Annotated in this window: 19 protein-coding genes and 2 tRNA genes; 10 read left to right on the plus strand and 11 right to left on the minus strand. The window is 72.4% G+C overall.

Annotated features, from left to right (window positions below; translation table 11 throughout):
• Nucleotides 1-10: 10 nt before the first annotated feature.
• A tRNA-Lys gene (locus ACYF6T_RS42525) sits at nt 11-84 on the plus strand.
• 59 nt (nt 85-143) lie between these two features.
• On the opposite strand, the gene ACYF6T_RS42530 is transcribed toward ACYF6T_RS42525, so the two are convergent.
• The gene (locus ACYF6T_RS42530; RefSeq protein WP_461703335.1) at nt 144-1,451 is read right to left on the minus strand and encodes a M6 family metalloprotease domain-containing protein; all 1,308 of its coding nucleotides are present in this window, start codon (nt 1,449-1,451) and stop codon (nt 144-146) included.
• A 282-nt stretch (nt 1,452-1,733) separates the two neighbouring features.
• Here ACYF6T_RS42530 and ACYF6T_RS42535 point away from each other — a divergent pair, with 282 nt between their 5' ends.
• Nucleotides 1,734-3,569: a putative bifunctional diguanylate cyclase/phosphodiesterase gene (locus ACYF6T_RS42535; protein ID WP_461703336.1), complete on the plus strand. Its 1,836-nt coding sequence runs from the start codon at nt 1,734-1,736 to the stop codon at nt 3,567-3,569.
• Here the strand turns inward: ACYF6T_RS42535 and ACYF6T_RS42540 are convergent.
• The 3 genes from ACYF6T_RS42540 to ACYF6T_RS42550 form a co-directional block, all read right to left on the minus strand.
• Nucleotides 3,548-4,636 (minus strand): LLM class flavin-dependent oxidoreductase, encoded by a 1,089-nt coding sequence (locus tag ACYF6T_RS42540; RefSeq protein WP_461703337.1) that lies wholly within the window; start codon nt 4,634-4,636, stop codon nt 3,548-3,550. The two genes, ACYF6T_RS42535 and ACYF6T_RS42540, sit on opposite strands and share 22 nt — an antisense overlap.
• 96 nt (nt 4,637-4,732) lie before the next feature.
• The gene (locus tag ACYF6T_RS42545) at nt 4,733-5,464 is read right to left on the minus strand and encodes a maleate cis-trans isomerase family protein (protein ID WP_461703338.1); all 732 of its coding nucleotides are present in this window, start codon (nt 5,462-5,464) and stop codon (nt 4,733-4,735) included.
• A complete protein-coding gene (locus ACYF6T_RS42550; RefSeq protein ID WP_461703339.1) occupies nt 5,461-6,258 on the minus strand; it encodes a maleate cis-trans isomerase family protein in 798 nt (265 codons plus the stop codon). The genes ACYF6T_RS42545 and ACYF6T_RS42550 overlap by 4 nt, the downstream gene beginning before the upstream one ends.
• Nucleotides 6,259-6,397: 139 nt before the next feature.
• Here ACYF6T_RS42550 and ACYF6T_RS42555 point away from each other — a divergent pair, with 139 nt between their 5' ends.
• Together ACYF6T_RS42555 and ACYF6T_RS42560 are read left to right on the plus strand one after the other, a co-directional pair.
• The gene (locus ACYF6T_RS42555) at nt 6,398-7,345 is read left to right on the plus strand and encodes a D-2-hydroxyacid dehydrogenase (protein ID WP_461703340.1); all 948 of its coding nucleotides are present in this window, start codon (nt 6,398-6,400) and stop codon (nt 7,343-7,345) included.
• Between the two features lie 22 nt (nt 7,346-7,367).
• Nucleotides 7,368-8,759, plus strand: a complete 1,392-nt coding sequence (locus ACYF6T_RS42560) for an amidase (protein ID WP_461703341.1) — start codon at nt 7,368-7,370, stop codon at nt 8,757-8,759.
• Here the strand turns inward: ACYF6T_RS42560 and ACYF6T_RS42565 are convergent.
• Together ACYF6T_RS42565 and ACYF6T_RS42570 are read right to left on the minus strand one after the other, a co-directional pair.
• Nucleotides 8,740-9,324: a hypothetical protein gene (locus ACYF6T_RS42565; RefSeq protein ID WP_461703342.1), complete on the minus strand. Its 585-nt coding sequence runs from the start codon at nt 9,322-9,324 to the stop codon at nt 8,740-8,742. The genes ACYF6T_RS42560 and ACYF6T_RS42565 overlap by 20 nt on opposite strands.
• A 34-nt stretch (nt 9,325-9,358) precedes the next feature.
• Complete coding sequence (locus ACYF6T_RS42570) at nt 9,359-9,856, minus strand: DUF3830 family protein (protein WP_461703343.1); 498 nt, start codon at nt 9,854-9,856, stop codon at nt 9,359-9,361.
• Between the two features lie 47 nt (nt 9,857-9,903).
• Here ACYF6T_RS42570 and ehuB point away from each other — a divergent pair, with 47 nt between their 5' ends.
• From ehuB to ACYF6T_RS42600, 6 genes are all read left to right on the plus strand, one after another.
• A complete protein-coding gene (gene ehuB, locus ACYF6T_RS42575) occupies nt 9,904-10,851 on the plus strand; it encodes an ectoine/hydroxyectoine ABC transporter substrate-binding protein EhuB (RefSeq protein ID WP_461703344.1) in 948 nt (315 codons plus the stop codon).
• A complete protein-coding gene (gene ehuC / locus ACYF6T_RS42580) occupies nt 10,851-11,555 on the plus strand; it encodes an ectoine/hydroxyectoine ABC transporter permease subunit EhuC (protein WP_461703345.1) in 705 nt (234 codons plus the stop codon). Before ehuB ends, ehuC begins: the two co-directional genes overlap by 1 nt.
• On the plus strand, nt 11,552-12,202 hold the full coding sequence (ehuD, locus tag ACYF6T_RS42585; protein WP_461703346.1) for an ectoine/hydroxyectoine ABC transporter permease subunit EhuD: 651 nt from the start codon (nt 11,552-11,554) through the stop codon (nt 12,200-12,202). The genes ehuC and ehuD overlap by 4 nt, the downstream gene beginning before the upstream one ends.
• Before the next feature lie 10 nt (nt 12,203-12,212).
• On the plus strand, nt 12,213-12,989 hold the full coding sequence (gene ehuA, locus ACYF6T_RS42590; RefSeq protein ID WP_461703353.1) for an ectoine/hydroxyectoine ABC transporter ATP-binding protein EhuA: 777 nt from the start codon (nt 12,213-12,215) through the stop codon (nt 12,987-12,989).
• Nucleotides 12,990-13,220: 231 nt separating this feature from the next.
• Nucleotides 13,221-13,979 carry an IclR family transcriptional regulator gene (locus tag ACYF6T_RS42595; protein ID WP_461703347.1) on the plus strand — a complete coding sequence of 253 codons (759 nt, stop codon included), beginning with the start codon at nt 13,221-13,223 and terminating at the stop codon, nt 13,977-13,979.
• A 106-nt stretch (nt 13,980-14,085) separates the two neighbouring features.
• Nucleotides 14,086-14,159, plus strand: a tRNA-Lys gene (locus ACYF6T_RS42600).
• A 102-nt stretch (nt 14,160-14,261) separates the two neighbouring features.
• On the opposite strand, the gene ACYF6T_RS42605 is transcribed toward ACYF6T_RS42600, so the two are convergent.
• The 5 genes from ACYF6T_RS42605 to ACYF6T_RS42625 all read right to left on the minus strand — a co-directional run bounded on the left by ACYF6T_RS42605 (nt 14,262) and on the right by ACYF6T_RS42625 (nt 19,737).
• Complete coding sequence (locus ACYF6T_RS42605; RefSeq protein WP_461703348.1) at nt 14,262-15,917, minus strand: AMP-binding protein; 1,656 nt, start codon at nt 15,915-15,917, stop codon at nt 14,262-14,264.
• 40 nt (nt 15,918-15,957) lie between these two features.
• The gene (locus tag ACYF6T_RS42610) at nt 15,958-16,419 is read right to left on the minus strand and encodes a DUF3592 domain-containing protein (protein WP_461703349.1); all 462 of its coding nucleotides are present in this window, start codon (nt 16,417-16,419) and stop codon (nt 15,958-15,960) included.
• 87 nt (nt 16,420-16,506) lie between these two features.
• Entirely contained in the window at nt 16,507-17,112 is a 606-nt protein-coding gene (locus tag ACYF6T_RS42615) for a lytic polysaccharide monooxygenase auxiliary activity family 9 protein (protein ID WP_461703350.1), read from the minus strand.
• 97 nt (nt 17,113-17,209) lie between these two features.
• A complete protein-coding gene (locus ACYF6T_RS42620; RefSeq protein WP_461703351.1) occupies nt 17,210-18,322 on the minus strand; it encodes an SPFH domain-containing protein in 1,113 nt (370 codons plus the stop codon).
• A 59-nt stretch (nt 18,323-18,381) separates the two neighbouring features.
• Nucleotides 18,382-19,737 carry a peptidoglycan-binding protein gene (locus ACYF6T_RS42625; protein WP_461703352.1) on the minus strand — a complete coding sequence of 452 codons (1,356 nt, stop codon included), beginning with the start codon at nt 19,735-19,737 and terminating at the stop codon, nt 18,382-18,384.
• Nucleotides 19,738-19,914: the final 177 nt, after the last annotated feature.

A 19,914-nucleotide genomic window follows, 5' to 3' on the forward strand; every position in this document is an offset into this window, starting at 1 on the left:
ACGTCAGCGGGCGCCGCTAGCTCAGTTGGTTAGAGCAGCTGACTCTTAATCAGCGGGTCCGGGGTTCGAGTCCCTGGCGGCGCACGACAGTGAGAAAGCCCTTCGCGATGCGAGGGGCTTTTTCGCATGCCCACGTCCCCGGATCACCCCGCCGTGATCTTCACCGTCCACGCCCCCGAGGCCGTCCGGCTCTCCGCCTCGACCCGGACGTCCTCGCCCGGCACCGTGAAGCTCTCGCCGAGGGCGACCGGGGCGTCCGCGAGGGGTGGGTAGACGGAGTTCTCCCAGCAGGCCTCGGTGTGCGGGTGGGCGTCGATCACCTGGATGGGGCCGTCGCCGGAGGGGGCGCCGCCGTGGACGCGGTAGACCAGGATGCCGGCGCGGCAGGCCGCCGTGTCGTTGCCGACCGGGCCGCGCGCCTCGAAGGCCAGCGCGCTGTCGGCCCCGGTGCGCAGGACCGCCAGCTTCGTGCCGTCCCCGAGCCCGAAGGCCGGCGCCCCCGCCGTGCCCGTCACCGGAACGCCGGGCCCGGCGCCGAGCGGCTCCAGCGTCAGCCGGGTGGTGCCGCCGGCCCGGGCGCACACCACCTGACGCGGCTGGAGCCAGCCGAGCTTCCACTTGTGCCAGCCGAACAGGTCCGGCGCCAGCCCGAACTGACTGCCCATCAGGTCCCAGTCCCCGACGTACGTGTCCCAGTCGCCCTTGCCGTCGGCGGGCCGGTGGTAGAGGTCGGGCAGGTCGAAGACGTGGCCGGTCTCGTGGGCGAGGACCAGCCGGTCCGGCGGGTGCTTCTCGAAGACCGTGACGACCCGGCGGATGTCACGGCCGTCCGCGTGCAGCGGGGTGTCCAGGTTGACGACCTTCGTGGCGTCGGAGTCGACGCCGGGTGCGTTCGGGTCGGCGACGAAGTACACGACGTCATAGCGGGAGAAGTCGACCTGGGGATCGGCCGCGGAGAGGGCGTCGCGCAGATAGGCGGCCCGGTCGGCGGCGTTCCAGTCGCGCTGTATGGCGTACGCCGTCGACGGGCGCGGCATCCGGATCCAGTGCTTCAGCGGATGCGGCCGCAGGGCGAAGCGGCCGTAGGAGGCGCGCTCGAAGAAGCGGCTGGTGGCCGGGAAGTGGTCGGCGGCCAGCTCGGCGGGCGTGGTGCGCGGCGCGGCGTCCGGGAAGGACAGGAAGACCATCACCGCGTCGAGGCGGCGGGTGGGGCGCGGGTAGGCGGCGTTCCAGGTGTCGAGGCCCTCGGAGTGGTGCGCCTCGGTGCGGTGCAGGGCGCAGGGCGCGGCCGAGAAGGGTTCGGCGACCGAGTGCCCGGTCACCAGGGAGGTCGCGGCGAGCGCGGAGAGGGTGGTGCACACGGCGGCGGTGCTGCGCAGTCGGGAGCCCCTGAACGACCTGAAGGGGAACTGACGCGGCACAGGAACCTCCGGGAGCGGTACGCGGGACACCGCACCCAGCCTGTGTGAGATTGTCGTACTACGCCCTGTTTGTCTGCACCGGACGGGTGAGTCACCCGCAAAGCCGTCAGAACCGACACCCCGAGTCGCTCACGGAACGTCACAACTGGTCGGAGGCCCGAAGAACCCGTCCAGTCGCGGGCAGAAACGATCTGTCAGAAGTGCCGTCGGATCCGGGACACTGGAGAGTGGCTGGAAGGGCTCTGGGCCAGCCTCTATGATCGGCACACTTTCCTGCACGGACAGAGATCGAGTGCACTGCGGGAGCGAGCGGTGAGCGAAGCGTCCGAAGGGCTTGCGCCCGCGGCAGACCTCGACCGGTCCGCCGTAACAGAGAGTGACATCAACGCGTCTCCCCGTACCGGGCCGTCGCCGCCGTACCGCTCGGTCTTCACAGCGGCCCCCCTGGCGATGGCCGTCGTCGACCGCGAGGGTCTGGTCGTCAGCGCCAACGACGGTTTCGGCGTCCTGTTCGACAGCCCCCCGGACGCCCTGACCGGCCGGATCGCCGCCGATCTGGTCGACCTCGCCTCCGACGCCCGCACCTGGCACGCCTACCGCGAGGTGCTGCGCGGCCGGGCGGCGCGGCTGCGCTGCACCCGGCGGCTGAAGCAGGCGGACGGGCAGTCGGTGTGGGCGCAGGTCGCCGTCACCCCCCTGCCCGACGGCGAGGAGGGCGTGCTGCTGTCCGTGACCGACATCAGCGCCCACCGCGAACTCCAGGCACGGCTGCGGCACTTGCAGATGCACGACCCGGTGACCCGGCTGCCCAACCGCACCCTGTTCTTCGAGCGGCTGACGGCCGCGCTGGAGGCGGAGTCGTACGAGGACGGCGGCGGCACCGGGCGCATCGGGCTGTGCTACCTCGACCTCGACGGGTTCAAGGCGATCAACGACACCCTCGGCCACCGGGTCGGCGACCGGCTGCTCGCCGCCGTCGCCGAACGCCTCGCGCGCTGCGCCGAGGAGGCCGGTTACGCCAGAGCCAACGTGCCGCTGGTGGCCAGACTCGGCGGCGACGAGTTCGCGCTGCTGGTGGAGGACTCCACCGGCACCGAGCAACTGGCCGACCTCGCCGAGTCGGTGCTGGAGGCCGTCCAGGCCCCCTTCGACCTCGCCGGCCGCCGGCTGTCGGTGTCCGCGTCGATCGGCGTGGTGGAGCGGCACGCGGCGGGCACCACACCGACCGCCCTCATGCAGGCGGCCGACACGACCCTGTACTGGGCCAAGGCCGACGGCAAGGCCCGCTGGACGCTCTTCGACCCCGAGCGCAACGCGCACCGCATGACCCGCCAGGCACTGTCCGCCGCCCTGCGGCCCGCCATCGAGCGGGGCGAGTTCGCGCTGGAGTACCAGCCGCTGGTGGGCATGGAGGACGGCCGGGTGCACGGCGTCGAGGCGCTGGTGCGCTGGCACCACCCGCAGTTCGGCACGCTGACGCCGAATCGGTTCATCGGACTGGCCGAGGAGGACGGCTCGATCGTGCAGCTCGGCCGCTGGGTGCTGCGCACGGCCTGCCGTCAGGCACGCCGCTGGCAGCTCGAACGGCCGGGCGAGCCACCGCTGTTCGTCAGCGTCAACGTGGCGGTCCGGCAGGTGTGGGACTCCGACCTGGTGGCGGACGTCGCCCAGACCCTGAAGGAGACCGGCCTGGAACCCGGCCTGCTGCAACTGGAGTTGACCGAGTCGGCGGTGATGGGCTCGGCGGGCCGCCCGCTGCAGGCCCTGCAGGCCCTCAGCGACATGGGCGTACGCATCGCCATCGACGACTTCGGCACCGGCTACTCCAACCTCGCCTACCTCAGCCGGCTCCCGGTGTCCGTGCTCAAGCTGGACGGCTCCTTCGTACGGGGCTTCCAGTACGAGAGCGCGGGCGCCGCGCCCAATCCGGCCGACGAGGTCATCGTCGAGGCGATGATCCAGCTCGCCCACCGGCTCGGGCTGACGGTGACCGCGGAGTGCGTGGAGACCCCGGCCCAGGCCACCCGGCTGCGCGACATCGGCTGCGACACCGGCCAGGGGTGGCTGTACTCCCGGCCGGTGCCCGCGGACCGCATCGCCGAACTGCGGGGCGTGCAGACCCCCGATCAGGTGGTCGGCAACCCGTAGGCGTCGGCGATGAGTTCGTAGGAGCGCAGGCGCACCTCACCGCTGTGCGCGTTGCTGGTGAGCATCAACTCGTCGGCGCCGGTGCGCTTTTGCAGGTCGTCGAGGCCGGCGCGGACCTCGTCGACGGTGCCGTGGACGACGTTGGCGTTCCAGGAGTCGACGAACTCCCGCTCCATCGGGCTGAAGTCGTACGCCTCCGCCTCCTCCGGCGTCGGCACCAGGCCGGGGCGGCCGGTGCGCAGGCGCACCATGTTCAGCGCGGCGGCCAGCACCTGGCGGCGGGCCTCGCGCTCGTCGTCGGTGGCGAGCGCGGCGACGCCGATGAGGGCGTAGGGGGCGTCCAGGACGGCGGACGGCTGGAAGGACTCCCGGTACAGGTCCAGGGCCGGGATGGTGTTCTGCGCCGAGAAGTGGTGCGCGAAGGCGAACGGCAGGCCGAGCACGCCGGCCAGGCGGGCGCTGAAGCCGGAGGAGCCCAGCAGCCAGACCGGCGGGCGGTGCGGGGACTGGACGCCGCCGGGCGAGGTGGCCTGGACGGGGCCGGGGACGGCGTGGATGCGGCGGTAGGGGTGGCCGTCGGGGAAGTCGTCGTCCAGGAAGCGGGTCAGCTCGGCCAGCTGCTGGGGGAAGTCGTCGGCGCCCTCGTGGAGCCGGTCGGTGCGGCGCAGGGCGGCCGCGGTGGCGCCGTCCGTGCCGGGTGCGCGGCCCAGCCCCAGGTCCACCCGGCCGGGGGCCATCGCCTCCAGCGTGCCGAACTGCTCCGCGATCACCAGCGGGGCGTGGTTGGGCAGCATGACGCCGCCCGAGCCGAGCCGGATGCGGTCGGTGTGGGCGGCGAGGTGGGCGAGGATCACGGCCGGGGAGGAGGAGGCCACGCCCGGCATGGAGTGGTGCTCGGCGACCCAGTAGCGGTGGAAGCCGCGCGCCTCCGCCAGCCTGGCCAGCTCCACGCTGGTGCGCAGGGCGTCGGTGGCCGTGCGGCCGGCGCCCACGGTGACCAGGTCCAGTACGGAGAGGGGGACGGGGGCGGTGCCCTGTGCGGTGCCCCGGATCTCGTCTGCCGTCACGGTGAGTGCCTCCTGTTGTCGGCCGTGCGCTGTCCTCGCCCGACTAACAGGAGGCACTCTCCGTTTATTCCCGGGGCCGGATGCCGCGCGACCGCCTCACACCTGCACGATCGGTTCCCGGGTGAACAGCGCCCCCAGCATCGGCGCGTTCACCCGCCGGTCCGTCAGCCGCAGGGCCTCCCAGACGGTGACCTGGTTGGCGGTGAGGACCGGCTTGCCCAGCTCCTTCTCCAGGGCCGGCAGGTGGGCGGCCGTGTGCAGGGCCGTGTCCGGCAGCAGCACCGCCTGCGCGCCCTCGGCGTCGGCCGCCCGGGCCAGCGCGAACACCTCCGCCTCGCCCCACGTGCCGACCTCCGCGGCCGTGACGATCCCGGAACCGCGCACGGCGACCACCTCCGCGTCCCCCGCGCGCAGGAAGTCCGCGAAGAGTCCCGCCACGTCGTCCGGGTAGGTCGCGCCGACGGCCACCCGGCGCACCCCCAGCTCCCTGAGCGCGTGCACGAAGGCGAAGGACGTGGAGGAGGCCGGCATCCCGGCGGCGACGGCGAGGGCGCGGACCTGCTCGTGGGCGCCCTCCCAGCCGTAGACGAAGCTGCCGCTGGTGCACGCCCACACCACCGACTCCGCCCCCGCCATGCGCAGTTCCTCGACGCCCGCCGCGAGCCGGTCGGCCGAGCCCATCTCCCGCAGGGCGTCCACCCGGTGGGCGTCCGTACCGATGTCGGTGTGGACGACGTCGAGGCGGATGTCGCTGCCGAGCAGTTGCTCGATGCGCGGGTAGTCGTCCTCGGCGGAGTGGCCCGGGTAGAGGAATCCGAGTGCGGTCATGGCCTGCCTTCCTGCTGCTGTTCACCGTCGGGTAGTTCCGGCAGTACGGGACCGAGGCGCGCGGCCGGGTCGATCAGCGCCTGATACGGTCCCACCGCCCGGGTACCCAGTCGGCGCAACGCCGCCCACATGGTCACCTGGTTGGCCGAGATCACCGGGATGCGCAGTTCCGCCTCCAGTTGCGGGATGACGTCGTAGGTCGGCAGGTTGGTGCAGCTGATGAAGAGGGCCTGGGCGGTGCCCCGTACCGCCCTGCGGGCCATGGCGACCACATCGCGGTACGGCACCTTCCAGATGTGCCGGGTCAGGCCCATGTACGCGCAGCCGGTGACCGCGACGCCCGCCTCGGCGACGTACTCCTCCAGCGCCCGGGTCACCGACACCGTGTACGGCGTCACCAGCGCCACCCGGCGCACGCCCAGCTCGTCGAGGGCGGCCAGCAGGGCGCCGGAGGTGGTCACCGAGGGGACCGCGCCCGCCCGGGTCATCGCCGCGCACATCGCCCGCTCGCCGGCGATCCCGCCGACGAAGCTGCCGGAGGTGCAGGCGTAGGCGACGACCTCCGGGGTGATCGCGGTGAGCGTGCGGACCGCGTCGTGCAGCGTCTCGTGCTCGCTGACCAGCCGGGCGAGGTCGAGGCCGACCTCGACGGGCACGTACGGGGTACGGGTCAGGTGCAGTGAGACGTCGTCGGGCACCCAGCGCCACAGCTCGCGGTCGAGGGCGAAGTCGAAGGGGGCGACGACACCGACCCCGCGCTGGGGCCGCGGACCACCGAGAAACGACACGTCCATGACGGGCACCGCCCTCACTGAGCGAAGCGGGTGGGCAACGGACCGTACCTGCGCCCGTGTTGACGAAGGTAGGTTCGGGTGCGAGCGTGGTCAAACCTCCCATGTCAGACGGCCGCCGACCCCCTGAGAAGGCTCCCGCATGACCACCCCCACCCTCCTCGTCCTCGACGCCGAGCCCCTGCCCCGGCTCGGCCGGCTCACCGGCCGGGCCCGGATCGAGCACGCGGACGAGTCGACCCTCGCCGAGCGGCTGCCGTACGCGGACGTGCTGCTGGTGTGGGACTTCACCTCGCACGCGGTGCGCGCGGCCTGGCCCGGCGAGGGCCCGCGCCCGCGCTGGGTGCATACGGCGAGCGCGGGCGTGGACCACCTGATGTGCCCCGAACTGGCTGCCTCCGACACGGTGGTGACCAACGCCCGCGGGATCTTCGACGAGCCGATCGCCGAGTACGTCGCCGCGCTCGTCCTCGCCATGGCCAAGGACCTGCCGAGGACGCTGGACCTGCAACGGGAGCGGACCTGGCGGCACCGGGAGTCGCAGCGGGTGGCGGGCACGCGCGCGTGCGTCGTCGGGTCGGGGCCGATCGGCCGGGCCATCGCCCGCACGCTGAAGGCCCTCGACGTCACCACCGCCGTCGTCGGCCGGGTGCCGCGCACCGGCATCCACGGTCCCGGGGACCTGGACCGGCTGATCGCCCGCGCCGACTGGGTGATCGCCGCCGCGCCGCTGACCGAGCAGACGCACGGCATGTTCGACGCCCGCCGGTTCGGCGTGATGCAGCCCTCGGCCCGGTTCGTCAACGTCGGGCGGGGCGGGCTGGTGGTCGAGGAGGCGCTCGCGGACGCGCTGGCCAAGCGGTGGATCGCCGGGGCGGCGCTCGACGTCTTCGAGGACGAACCCCTCACCCCCGACAGCCCGTTGTGGCGGGTCCCGGGGCTGATCGTCTCCCCGCACATGAGCGGCGACACGGTCGGCTGGCGTGATCAGCTCGGTGCGCAGTTCGTGGAGTTGTACGAGCGCTGGGAGGCGGGCAGACCGCTGACGAACGTGGTGGACAAGCAACGCGGATACGTACCCGGACGCTGAACGCCCCGACGACGGAGGGCACATGACGGATCTGACCCAGCTGACGGCCACCCGGCTGGTCGACGGCTACCGCACGGGCGAGTTCAGTCCGCTGGACGTCACGCGGGCGGTCCTCGAACGGGCCGAGCGAATCCAGCCGGAGGTGAACGCCTTCGTCCGGCTGCTGGCGGACGAGGCGCTCGCGCAGGCGCGCGAGTCGACCGGGCGGTGGCGGCGGGGCGAGCCGAAGGGCCTGGTGGACGGGGTTCCGGTCACCGTCAAGGACATCATCCTGCTGCGCGGGGCGCCGACCCTGAAGGGTTCGAAGACGATACCCGCGCAGGGGAGTTGGGACGAGGACGCGCCCTCGGTCGCCCGGCTGCGCGAGCAGGGCGCGGTGTTCGTCGGCAAGACGACCACCCCCGAGTTCGGCTGGAAGGGCGTCACGGACTCGCCGCTGTCGGGGGTGACCCGCCATCCGCACGACCCGACGCGCACCGCGGGCGGGTCCAGCGGGGGCGCGGCGGCGGCCGTGGCGCTCGGCGCGGGGCCGCTCGCGCTGGGCACGGACGGCGGGGGCAGCGTCCGCATCCCGGCGGCCTTCTGCGGGATCTTCGCGCTGAAGCCGACGTACGGGAGGGTGCCGCTGTATCCGGCGAGCGCGTTCGGCACGCTGGCGCACGTGGGGCCGATGACGCGGGACGCGGCGGACGCGGCGCTGATGCTGGACGTCATCGGGGTGCCGGACGCCCGGGACTGGTCGGCGCTGGGGCCGGCGGGGGGTGCGTACCGGGAGGCGCTGGCGGGCGGGGTGCGGGGGCTGCGGGTGGCGTACTCGCCCTCCTTCGGCGGCCAGGTCGCCGTCCGGCCCGCCGTCGCCGCCGGGGTGCGCCGGGGGGTGGAGCGGCTGGCGGAACTCGGCGCGTACGTCACCGAGGCCGACCCCGACTTCACCGACCCGGTGGACGCCTTCCACGTCCTGTGGTTCAGCGGCGCGGCCCGGGTGACCCAGCATCTGCGGCCGGGGCAACGGGAGTCGCTGGACCCGGGGCTGCGGGAGATCCGCGCGGCCGGCGCGCGCCTGTCCGCGCTGGACTACCTCGCGGCGGTGGACGTCCGCATGGACCTGGGCCGCCGGATGGGCCGCTTCCACGAGTCCTACGACCTCCTCGTCACCCCGACCCTGCCCATCACGGCGTTCGAGGCGGGCGCCGAGGTCCCGAAGGACTCCGGCCACCGGCGCTGGACCGGCTGGACCCCGTTCACCTACCCCTTCAACCTCACCCAGCAGCCGGCGGCGACCGTCCCCGTCGGCACCGACGAGGACGGCCTGCCCGTCGGCCTGCACCTCGTGGCCGCCCGCCACCGCGACGACCTGGTCCTGCGAGCGGCCCACGCCCTGTACGGGACCGGGATCACGTCCGGGGGGACCTGAACCGCCCTGCGCGGTCGATCACTTGCACGGGTGTGTCCTGGAGCTGGTCGACGTAGGACAGGAGGTCCTCGTTGAGTTCCGCCCGCGAGTCGTGCAGGGCGCCTCTCCAGTGGGTCACCCGGTCGCGCAGCCGCCGCTGCTCCGGCGACGTGCGGCCCTCGCCGCCGGTGCCCGCGCCGAGGTGGGCGCGCAGCTGCCGGGTCACCTCGTCGAAGGCGCCGAACTGCCGTGAGCCGATCCACAGCCGGCCGCCGAGGAGCTCGTCGGAGGCCGCTCTGGCCTCCTTGCGCACGGCGGTGACCTCCGCGATGAACCGCTCCGCGTCCAGGGGGCGGCCGGCCTCGATGTCGGAGAAGACGCCGTCCAGGAACGCGTGCCACTCACGGATCGCGGTGCGGGCCCGGGCGACTCGCTGCAACTGGTTCCGGGACGCCTCCCGGTCGGCGCGCTCCCTCTCCTGCCGGGCGAGCTGCCGCTGATGGGCCAGCGGCCCCAGGACCACGGCCAGCGCGGAGACCAACGCTCCGACGACACCGCCGAGGAGACCGGCGATCGCGTTCGACATGGCCACAAGTCTGCACGAACGCCGCCGTGTTGTGTCATGTGAGCCGTCGGAAAGCGAGTGTCTCGCCCGCCGCTCCCGTGCGCCACAGGTCGTTGCACGCCTCGGCCAGGGCCGGGAGGCCCTCGGTGATCTGGCCCCAGACGATGCCGGGGACCCAGCCGACGTCGCCGTTGAGGAGGAGGTTGTTGCGCTCGTAGAAGAGGGCCAGGTCGACCAGGGTCGCGCCGGCGGGGACCTCGCGGTCGTAGCCGTAGGCCCGGGTGGCGAGCTCCGTGCCGGCGAAGGAGAAGTAGCACAGGTCGCCGGGGATGGGGGTGACGGTCGGGTTCTCCAGCGGTGGTTCCGACGGTGCGAAGGGCGGGAAGAGGGCGTAGATCTCGTTGCGGGCGTACTTCGCGTGGTAGACGTCACCGCTCAGCGGCAGGGCGTCCCACACCGCCGCGCAGGTGAGCGGGGCGCGGTCGTCCAGCAGCTTCGCCCTGCCGCGGACGCCGCGCTTGACCAGCGAGACTTCGATGTATCGGTCGGCCATGGGTTCCATGGTGCATACATCGCATGGTCTCGGGTAGCCGCGCCGCCATGGCTCCACCTATGCGAAACGCTGTCGAGAACGCTGTTGCACACGAGAGAGGCACTCCTGGGACCACGCGCCGGTCGCTGCTCGCGGGGGTGGCGGCGCTCGGTGCGCTGGGGGCCGCGGGCTGCACGCGCGTGGCCACGGCCTCGACGAAGAGCGGCGGCGACCTGCTGGACCGGCTGCGGGCGGCAGGGGTCGTACGGCTCGGCATCGCGGGCGAGATCCCTTTCGGATACATCGACAAGGACGGCGAACTCACCGGCGAGGCGCCGGAGTTGGCCAAGGTCATCTTCAAGCGGCTGGGCGTGGACCGGGTGCAGCCGGTGCCGACGGAGTTCGGCTCGCTGATCCCGGGCCTGAAGTCGCAGCAGTTCGACGTCGTGGCGGCCGGGATGTACGTCAACCCCGAGCGCTGCCGGCAGGTCATCTTCGCCGACCCGGATTACCAGATGCTGGATTCGTTCATCGTCCGTAAGGGAAACCCGAAAGGGTTGCACTCCTACCGGGACGTGGTCGCGAAGAAGGCGAAGTTCGCGACCGGGACCGGGTACGCGGAGATCCAGTACGCCGTCGAGGCGGGGTACAAGGAGAGCGACATCCTGATCGTGCCGGACCAGGTGGCCGGGCTGAACGCGGTCGAGGCGGGCCGGGTCGACGTCTTCGCCGGCACCGCGCTCACCACCCGCGAGGTGGTCAAGAAGTCCCGCAAGGCCGAGGCGACCAAGGCGTTCGCCCCGCTCGTCGACGGCAAACCGCACGTCGACGGCGGCGCGTTCGCCTTCCGGCCGGGCGAGACGAACCTGCGCGACGCCTTCAACGCCGAGTTGCGCAAGCTCAAGAAGAGCGGCGAACTCTTCCGCATCCTCAAGCCGTTCGGCTTCACCCAGGCCGAGATGACCGACCTGACCGCCAAGGAGCTGTGCGCGGGCAAGAGCGGAGGGACCGGCTGATGACCACCGGGCTCTGGGAACTCGTACTCAAGGGCGTCTGGACCACCGTCCAGCTGCTGTTCTTCAGCTCGCTGCTGGCCGCGGCCGTCTCCTTCGTCGTCGGCGTGGCGCGCACCCACCGGCTGTGGATCGTCCGCTTCGTCGCGGGCTTCTACACCGAGGTGTTCCGCGGCACCTCCGCCCTGGTCATGATCTTCTGGGTGTTCTTCGTGCTGCCGCCCGCCTTCGGCTGGCAGCTGGTGCCCATGTGGGCCGGCACGCTGGCGCTCGGGCTGACCTACGGCGCCTACGGCTCGGAGATCGTGCGCGGCGCGCTCGGCGCGGTCGACCCGGCGCAGAAGGAGGGCGGGATCGCGCTCAGCTTCACGCCCTGGCAGCGGATGCGGCTGATCCTGCTGCCGCAGGCGGTGCCGGAGATGATCCCGCCGTTCTCCAACCTGCTGATCGAGCTGCTCAAGGGCACCGCCCTGGTGTCGATCATGGGCATGGGCGACCTGGCGTTCAGCGCCAACCTGGTGCGGCTCGCGCTCCAGCAGAGCGCGGAGATCTACACGTACGTCCTGCTCATCTACTTCGTGATCGCCTTCCTGCTCACCCGGGTCATGCGCGGCCTGGAGAAGCGGCTGAAGGCGGGCGTCGGCAAGGCGCCGCAGAAGAAGACGGCGGCCGCGGTGCGCGTGCCCGAAGGGAGTGGTGTCTCGTGAACTGGGACTGGAGCGCGGTCTCCGACTTCATGCCGCACTTCTGGGACGGCGTCCTCGTCACCCTGCAGGCCCTCGCCCTCGGCTCGCTGATCTCCTTCGTGCTGGGGCTGGTCTGGGCGATGCTGATGCGCACACCGACCCGATGGGTGCGCTGGCCGGTCGGGGTCGTCACCGAGTTCGTGCGCAACACCCCGCTGCTGGTGCAGCTGTTCTTCCTCTTCTACGTCATGCCCGAGTGGGGCCTGACGATGTCCGCGCTGACCACCGGCGTGATCGGCATCGGCCTGCACTACTCGACGTACACCATGCAGGTCTACCGCGCCGGCATCGAGGCGGTGCCGGCCGGCCAGTGGGAGGCGGCGACGGCGCTGAACCTGCCGCGGCTGCGGACCTGGCAGGTGGTGATCCTGCCGCAGGCGATCCGCCGGGTCGTGCCGGCCCTCGGCAACTACGTGATCGCGATGCTCAAGGACACGCCGATGCTGATGGCGATCACGGTGCTGGAGATGCTCGGCCAGGCCCGTCTGTTCGCGCAGCAGAACTTCCAGTTCACCGAGCCCCTGACGGTGATCGGCGTGGCCTTCATCGTCATCTCCTATCTGGCCTCCCTTCTTCTGCGAGCTCTGGAGCGACGCCTTGTCCACTGACGCCCCCCTGATGAACGACCCGAACGCCCACGCCAACCCGCCGGTGGACGGCAGCGAGCTGATCCGGCTGGAGCAGGTCACCAAGCGGTTCGGGGACAACACCGTCCTCGACCGGCTCGACTTCTCCGTCGACTCCGGCAAGCACGTCACGCTGATCGGCCCGTCCGGCTCCGGCAAGACGACGATCCTCCGGCTGCTGATGACGCTGACCAAGCCGGACGAGGGCACCATCACGGTCGCCGGGGAGAAGCTGTACCCGGCGCCGGAGAAGCAGGTCCGGGAGGTCCGCAAGAAGATCGGGATGGTGTTCCAGCAGTTCAACCTGTTCCCGAACATGACGGCCCTGCGCAACGTCATGGAGGCGCCGGTCACCGTCCTGGGCCTGCCCAAGGACGAGGCGGAGCAGCGGGCGCGCGAGCTGCTGGACCTGGTGGGCCTGGCCGACAAGGCGGGCATGCGGCCGACCCAGCTCTCCGGCGGCCAGCAGCAGCGGGTGGCGATCGCCCGGGCGCTGGCGATGCGGCCGCAGGTGCTGCTGCTGGACGAGGTGACGTCCGCGCTCGACCCGGAGCTGGTCGCGGGGGTCCTGGACCTGCTGCGGGACATCGCCCGCAGCACCGACATCACCATGCTGTGCGTGACCCACGAGATGAGCTTCGCCCGGGACATCTCGGACCAGGTGCTGATGTTCGACTCCGGCCGGGTCATCGAGGCCGGACCGCCGGAGAAGATCTTCAGCGAGCCGGAGAACGACCGCACCCGGGAATTCCTCAGCGCGGTCCTGTGACCTAGAAAACGTTCGACGGCCTGACCCTCGTTCAATCTTCGAGGTCCGAGCCGCGGGTCATGTCATTGGCATATGCCAGAGTGCCTGCGTCCCTGCTGAGAGCCGTGCGGCAGGGGTCGCAATCTCGTCAACCACCGCTCACAACAAGCCTCTTGCCCGTTATCGTGGAAGGGATCGCGTCTGGATTACGGCCCAGTAGTAGTGCACCGAGCGAGCCGCAGGGGGAACACCGTGGCGCTGAAGCACGAGCCGACCGCGCCGTACCACTCGGCCCAGGACGCCCTGCGCGTCCTGGAGACCGTGGCACGGCACACCACCGGAATCACCGACGTGGAACTCGCCCGGCACACCCGCCTCGACCCGGAGCGGCTGACCACCCTCCTGAGGATGCTGCGCCGCGAGGGCTACGTCGAGCAGGTCGCCGACGGGGCGTATGTGACGGGCGCCGCGCTCGATCGCCTCGGCTCGGCCCAGGGCCACGAGCAGGCCCTGCGCGACAAGCTCCAGCGCACCCTGGACCGGCTGCGCGACTCGGTCGGCGCGGCCGTCTACCTCAGCCGGTACGTCGACGGCGAGGTCAGGGTCGCCCAGTACGCGGCCGGGCCCTCGACGCCCGTGGTCAACGAGTGGGTCGACTTCCGCTTCTCCGCGCACGCCACCGCGATCGGCAAGAGCCTGCTCGCCCAGCTCGACCACAACAGCCGGCGCGAGCACCTCGCCCGCCACAAGATGGCCCGCCTCACCTCGCGCACCATCACCAACGACAAGCTGCTGCTCTCCCGCCTGGCGGCCCAGCCGCCCACCGTCCCGGCCCTCGACCTCCAGGAGTACGCGGTGGGCACGGTCTGCGCGGCCGTCCCCGTCACGGCGGGCTCGGCCGTGGGCTGCCTGGCCCTGTCCCTGCCCGTGGAGCACGCCCACCGTCTGCGCCAGGCCGCGGACACCCTGAACCGCAACGCGGCGCCGGTGCTGCTGTCGCTGGCGATCTAGACGGGCCGCCCCCGGTGGTCATCAGCACCCCCGGGGACCAGGTACTATTTTCCTCGTCGCCCACCGCGAGACACCACACGGTCGTCTCACGGTCGGCGGGAGTCACGCGCCGCTAGCTCAGTTGGTTAGAGCAGCTGACTCTTAATCAGCGGGTCCGGGGTTCGAGTCCCTGGCGGCGCACCGGTGAAGGGCCTCTCGCGCGAACGAGGGGCCCTTCGGCGTTTCCCCGGAGACCGCGAGGTCGGCCGGGGGTCCGGGGGTCGGCCCCCGGCAGATGCAGCATCAGCGGGTCCGGGGTTCGAGTCCCTGGCGGCGCACCGGTGAAGGGCCTCTCGCGCGAACGAGGGGCCCTTCGGCGTCCTGCGCGGTCAGCCTGCGATACGTCCCCTCCCCCGGCGGCCGCCACCACACGGGGTCGGCGCAGCGCACCCCCTCCTTCCTGAGCCGCGCCCGGTGGATCTTGTTCGTGGCCGTGACCGGCATCCGCTCCATGACCCGCACGAACCGCGGCGCCATCTTCGTGCCGAGGTCGGGCTGGGCGGCCAGGAAGGCGGCGAACCCCGCCGGCTCGAAACTCCCGGCGACCGCCGCCATCACCTGGTCCCCGGTCACCGGATCGGGCACCGCGTACACGGCCACGGCGTCGGCGCCCTCGTACCGGGCGAGGATGTTCTCGATCATCGCGGCGGCCAGGTTCTCGCTGTCGACGCGCAGCCGGTCGTCGGTGCGGCCGGCGAAGTACAGGTAGCCGTCGGCGTCCCGGTAGAACAGGTCGCCGGTCCAGTACCAGCCCTGCCGCCGCCGCTCCGCGTCCGCCCGCGGGTTGCGCCAGTACCCCTCGAAGGGGTTCGGCGCCCGGTTCACCAGCTCGCCGATCGCCTCGTCCCCGTTGACCAGCCGTCCGGCCGCGTCGAAGACGGCCGTCGGGCACTCCTCGCCCGTCTCCGGGTCCAGTACGACGAGCCCGGGCCCCGCCCGTCCCACCGCCCCGGCCGGCGTCCCCGCCGACCACTGCACGGCCGCCCCGCCCTCGGACGATCCGTACCCCTCCACCAGCCGCACCCCGAACCGCCGCTCGAAGGCCGCCGCGTCCACCGCCCCCGCCTCCGTGCCGAAGCCCAGGCGCAGCGGGTTGTCCCGGTCGTCGGCCCGCTCCTCGGTCGCGAGGACGTACTGCACGGCCCGCCCCACGTAGGTGAAGTACGTCGCCCCGAAACGCCGTACGTCCGCCAGGAAGCCGGACGCGCTGAAGCGCCGGCGCAGCGCCACGCCCGCGCCGGCCGCCAGCGCGGGCGCCCAGTCGGCGATCACCGCGTTGCCGTGGAACATCGGCATGCACACGTAGTGCACGTCCTCGCGCCGGACGCCGAAGTGGTCGACCAGGGAGCGGCCGGCGGCGGCCAGGCGGCCCTGGCTGCAGATCGCGGCCTTCGGGGCGCCGGTGGAGCCGGAGGTGAAGTACAGCAGGAGGCGGTCGGCCGGGGTGGCGCGGGAGGGGTCCGGTGCGGCGCCGGCGTAGGGCGCGAGGAGGGCGTCGTACTCCTCGGTGTCGGTCACCAGGACGCTGACGCCGGGGAGTTCGAGGCCGGCGAGCAGCGGGAGGTGGGCGCGTTCGGTGACCAGGACCCGGCACTCGGTGTGCAGGATGTCGCGGGCGAGTTCGGGGCCGCGGCGGGTGGGGTTGATCCCGGCGACGGCGGCCGACGCGAGGGCGGCGGCGGCCAGCCACAGCGGGTACTCGGGGGTGTTGTCGAGCAGGACGCCCACGTGCGGCTCGGCGCCGGACGGCAGCAGGTCGGCGAGCAGCGCGGCACGGGCGGCGGCGCCGGCGGCCACCTCGTGGTGCGTGCACACCCGCTCCTCGAACCACAGCCCCGGCCGGTGGTCCCCCCACCCGCCGGCAACCAGCTCCGCGACCGTACGCCTGGTGGACTCCATGAGCGCGCACGGTAGTTGACGTACCGTCAGATGTGGAGCGCTACGGCAGGACTTCGTCCACGATGCCGAAGGCCAGGTGTACGGCGACCATGACCATCAGGCAGAAGGCGATGAACACCCCGAAGAAGGCCAGCAGACAGCCCTGTTCGGCGAGAAGCCGCCCCGGCGCGGGCGGTCTCGCCGTCGCCCGCTCCGGGCGGTCGGCCGCGTAGCGCACCATGACGACGTCACCGGCGACGACGGTCCCCGGCCCACCTCTCTCCTCGAACCGCACCGTGCGGCCCTCACGGGTGGTGAACTCGTAGACGTGATGCAGGTTGGTGCGCACGGAGCTGTCGCCGCCGCCGCTGGTCGAGGTGTACGTGGTGAGGCACCGCGCCTCGGCCGTGAGCCCGCTGTTCCAGGCGCCGCTGAGCTGCCGGGTGCGGCGCAGGAGGGAGATCAGGCCGGTGAGCGCGAGGACGGCCATGAGGCCGGGCACGACGTAGAACAGAGCTTCCATACGGTCCCCCGAGGTCGTACGCCGCCCCGTTCGGTCGGCGTGGGGGGAACCTACCCACGCCGACCTGGCCGGTTGCTCAAGGAAGCCTCAGAACGTGACGTCCGAGCAGGCGTAGAACGCGTTGCCCGTGTCCGCGATCGTCCACACCGCGAGGATGACGTGGTGACCGCTGAGCCCGGAGGGCAACGTTCCGCTGTGGGAGAGGGTGGCCGGGGGACGCTGGCCGTTGTACGGGACCGTGAGGAACGGCGTGGTGTTGAGGTCGGAGCGGGACAGGTTGTGGTTCTGGTTCCAGCCCTGCTTGGTGACGTAGTACTTGAAGTCGGTCGTGGCGTGCATGGCGGTGAACTGCCAGCGGAAGGTGTAGCTCTGACCGCCCGTCACCTTCGTGGTCGGCCACGCGCCGCCCGACGGCGTCTTCGGGCCGTCGAGCTGGGAGAAGCGGGCGTTGCCGCCCGAGCAGAGCGAGCCGTCGGCCGGTCCGGCGGCCGGGAAGCCCTTGGGGCCCTCGACGCTCTGCGGCTCGTACTGGATGTCGCCGCAGTTGGTCACGGTGCCGTTGGCGCAGAGCTTCTGCCTGCTGATGGGAAGGTCGGTGTAGCCGTGGCTGCTGGCGCCACCGGTGGACAGCACGAGGGCTCCGGTGGTCGTCAGGCCCAGCACGGCCGCGTACAACTTGGTCCTTCTGCGCATGCTGCCGCTCCTGGAGAACGTGGGGGATTTTCCGTGAGGCGTGCAGGTCTAGACCAAGTCCCAGATTATTGCCGTCGGTTGGACTCGTCCATCCCCCTCACGCTCCTTGTTCTCCGCGTCCGGAGCAGAACGCCACCGTCAGGTCCTTGACGAGCGCCTTGCGTTCGTAGTCGTCCAGCTCCACCAGCCCGCGCATGGTCAGCCGGGTCACGGTGTCCTCCACCGAGTCCACCACCGACGTCAGCACGCTCGCCCGGTGCTGGGCGTCCAGCGCGGCGATCCGGCGCCGGTGCATGGCGGCGGCGACCTCGGGCGCGTACTCGACCCGCGCCGGCTGCACGGAGAACACCTCCAGCCCGACCGGCGCCGCGTCCGCCGCCACCAGCCGGGTCAGCGCCTCGCCGGCCGCGTCCGGGGCGCCCCGGGTGGTGCCCGGCAGCTCCACCGGCACCCGGGCGAGGGCCGCCTCCACGCACTCGCGCAGATACGTCTCGTGGTCCTCCACGCCCAGCACGGCCCGTGCGGTGTCCCGCACCCGCCACACCACCAGCACGACCACGCGCAGGGCCACCCCGTTGCCGTCGGCGGCGGGCATCGGCTCGCTCCTCCAGTGCCGCAGCCGTACGTCCACCCGGCGGCGCAGCAGCAGCGGGTTGACCCACATCAGCCCGGTGCGCCGGACGGTGCCCCGGTAGCGGCCGAACAGGCCGAGGACCCAGGCCCGCCCGGTGCGCCCGCGGGCGAGGCCGCCGAAGCCGAACAGGCCGAGGGCGCCGGCCCCGGCGTACGCGGCCCACTGCGCGGGACCGAGCCCGGCCCCCGCGTACTGCGGCAGCCGCAGCGCCTCCACCGCGAGCGGGGGCAGCAGGCCGGCCCACCACGAGCTGGCCAGGCAGCCGGCGAGCCCGCACGCGCCGGCCAGCACGCCCGCCGTCCCGGGCAGCACCCTGGCCGGCCGCTCGGCGAGTTCGGGGTCGACCTGCGGCGCGGGACGCGGCCGGGCGGGCAGCGGGCGCCTGAGGCGCGGCTGCTCCCCGGTGCCCTGCCGGCGTCCGACGACGGCCGGCCCCACCGGCACGGACACCGGGTCCGGCTCGTCCCGGAACAGCAGGTGGACGGGGATCTCCATGGTCGACTCGTTCTGGATGAGCCGCCCGGGCCTGACCGGCCCCTCGGACTCGGGTGTGGGTGAAGTGGTCGTCGTACTCATGCCTGCCTCCAGCCTCCGCGCCAGATGCGTCACAACAGGGGGTCAGCTCGCGCGCTCGTTCACAGGAACAGCCGGCGCCACGTCTCCGGGCCCGGATAGCCGTCCGCCGCGCCGCCCCGCCAGCCCTGGGAGCGCTGGAAGGCCTCGACGTTGCGGCGGTCCGCCTCGCCCCAGCGGGGCCCGGGGCCGGTGGTGTAGTACGTGCCGAACCCTTTCTTCACCAGCTGCCGGCCCAGCTGGGTGACATGGGGACTGCTCACCCCGGGGCGGAAGACGGCGCGGCCCGGGTAGCCGGGGACGCCGTGCGCGGACGGCGCCGGCGGGCCCGCCGCCCCGGCCGACGGCACGTCCTTGCCCTGTCCCGTCACCAGCAGTTCCCAGGTGCGCGGCCCCGGCAGCCCGTCGGCGTCCGCGCCCTGCCAGCCCTGGGCCAGCTGGAAGGCCTGGGTGGCCCGGCGGTCGGCGTCCGACCAGCGCGGCCCGGGCCCCTGGCGGTAGAAGCGCCCGGCACCGCGCGCCACCAGCATCCGGCCGAGCCGGGTGACGTACTTGTTGTCGGCCCCGGGACCGAAGTACGCCGCCCCGGGGTACGGCGTCACGGCCGCGCCCGCGCCGGCGTCCGTGCCGGTGCCCGTGCTCGCGCCGGTGCCGGTGCCCGTGCCCGCGTTCGCGCCCGTGCCGCCCGCCGCGTCCGCCGCGAGCCCCTTGTAGCGGTAGGCGACATAGCGGTCCGAGTTGCTCCAGTAGGCGTACGGCGTGGCCTGCCGGCGGGCGTGCGGCCGGGTCTCCTCGTAGGCGATGTAGTAGCTGTGCGTGTAGTCCGTCCAGCCGCCGAAAAGGACGACGTGCGAGCCGTTCTGCGGATTGTCCGGGTTGTGGAACAGCAGAATGTCGCCGGGTTGCAGCTCCTCCTTCGCAATGCGGTCGCCGTACTGCCCGAGGCTGCCCGTCCATTCGTTTCCGGGCAGGTTCCAGGCCATCGAGACGAATCCCGAGCAGTCCTGCCGGTAACCGTCGGACCAGTAGTCGTACATGCTGTACGGCACCTGCGCGGCCACCCATTTCCTGGCCCGGTTGATGATGTCCGCGCGGGTGGTCTCGGGCGCCCTCACCACCCCCGCCGGCCTGGCCGGACGGCCGCCCGGGCCGTGCAGCGGGGCCTTGCCGCCCTGGGGGGTGTCGGGCTCGCCGTCGGCGGGAACGCCGGGCCGGTGGGGTGCGTGGGTGGCGGCGAGGGCGGGGACGGCGTGGCCGGCGCCGAGGGCGGCGGACGCGGCGGCGGCCACGATCACGACACGGTGGGCGGCCGGGTGGCGGCCTTCCCGCGAATTCGGCAGGACGCGGCGCCAGTGCGCGCATCCGGGGCAGTCGCAGTCGCTCGCGGGATCGAATTCCTCGAATACCGGAGTCTCCATGCGATTCCCCTCACACTCCAGACGGAAATGACCGGGCTTGGGCACGTCGATCAGTTTCCCAACTGTCTTCGCAACGCGCATTCTGACGGTCCGAATGACGTACGCGGACCCGTGGGCGCGGCCCCGGGCGGCGTCCGGGGTGGTCGGGAGCACCCCTCGGCGTCCGGTAGAGTTACC

The sequence above is a fragment of the Streptomyces sp. 7R007 genome (assembly GCF_054850255.1).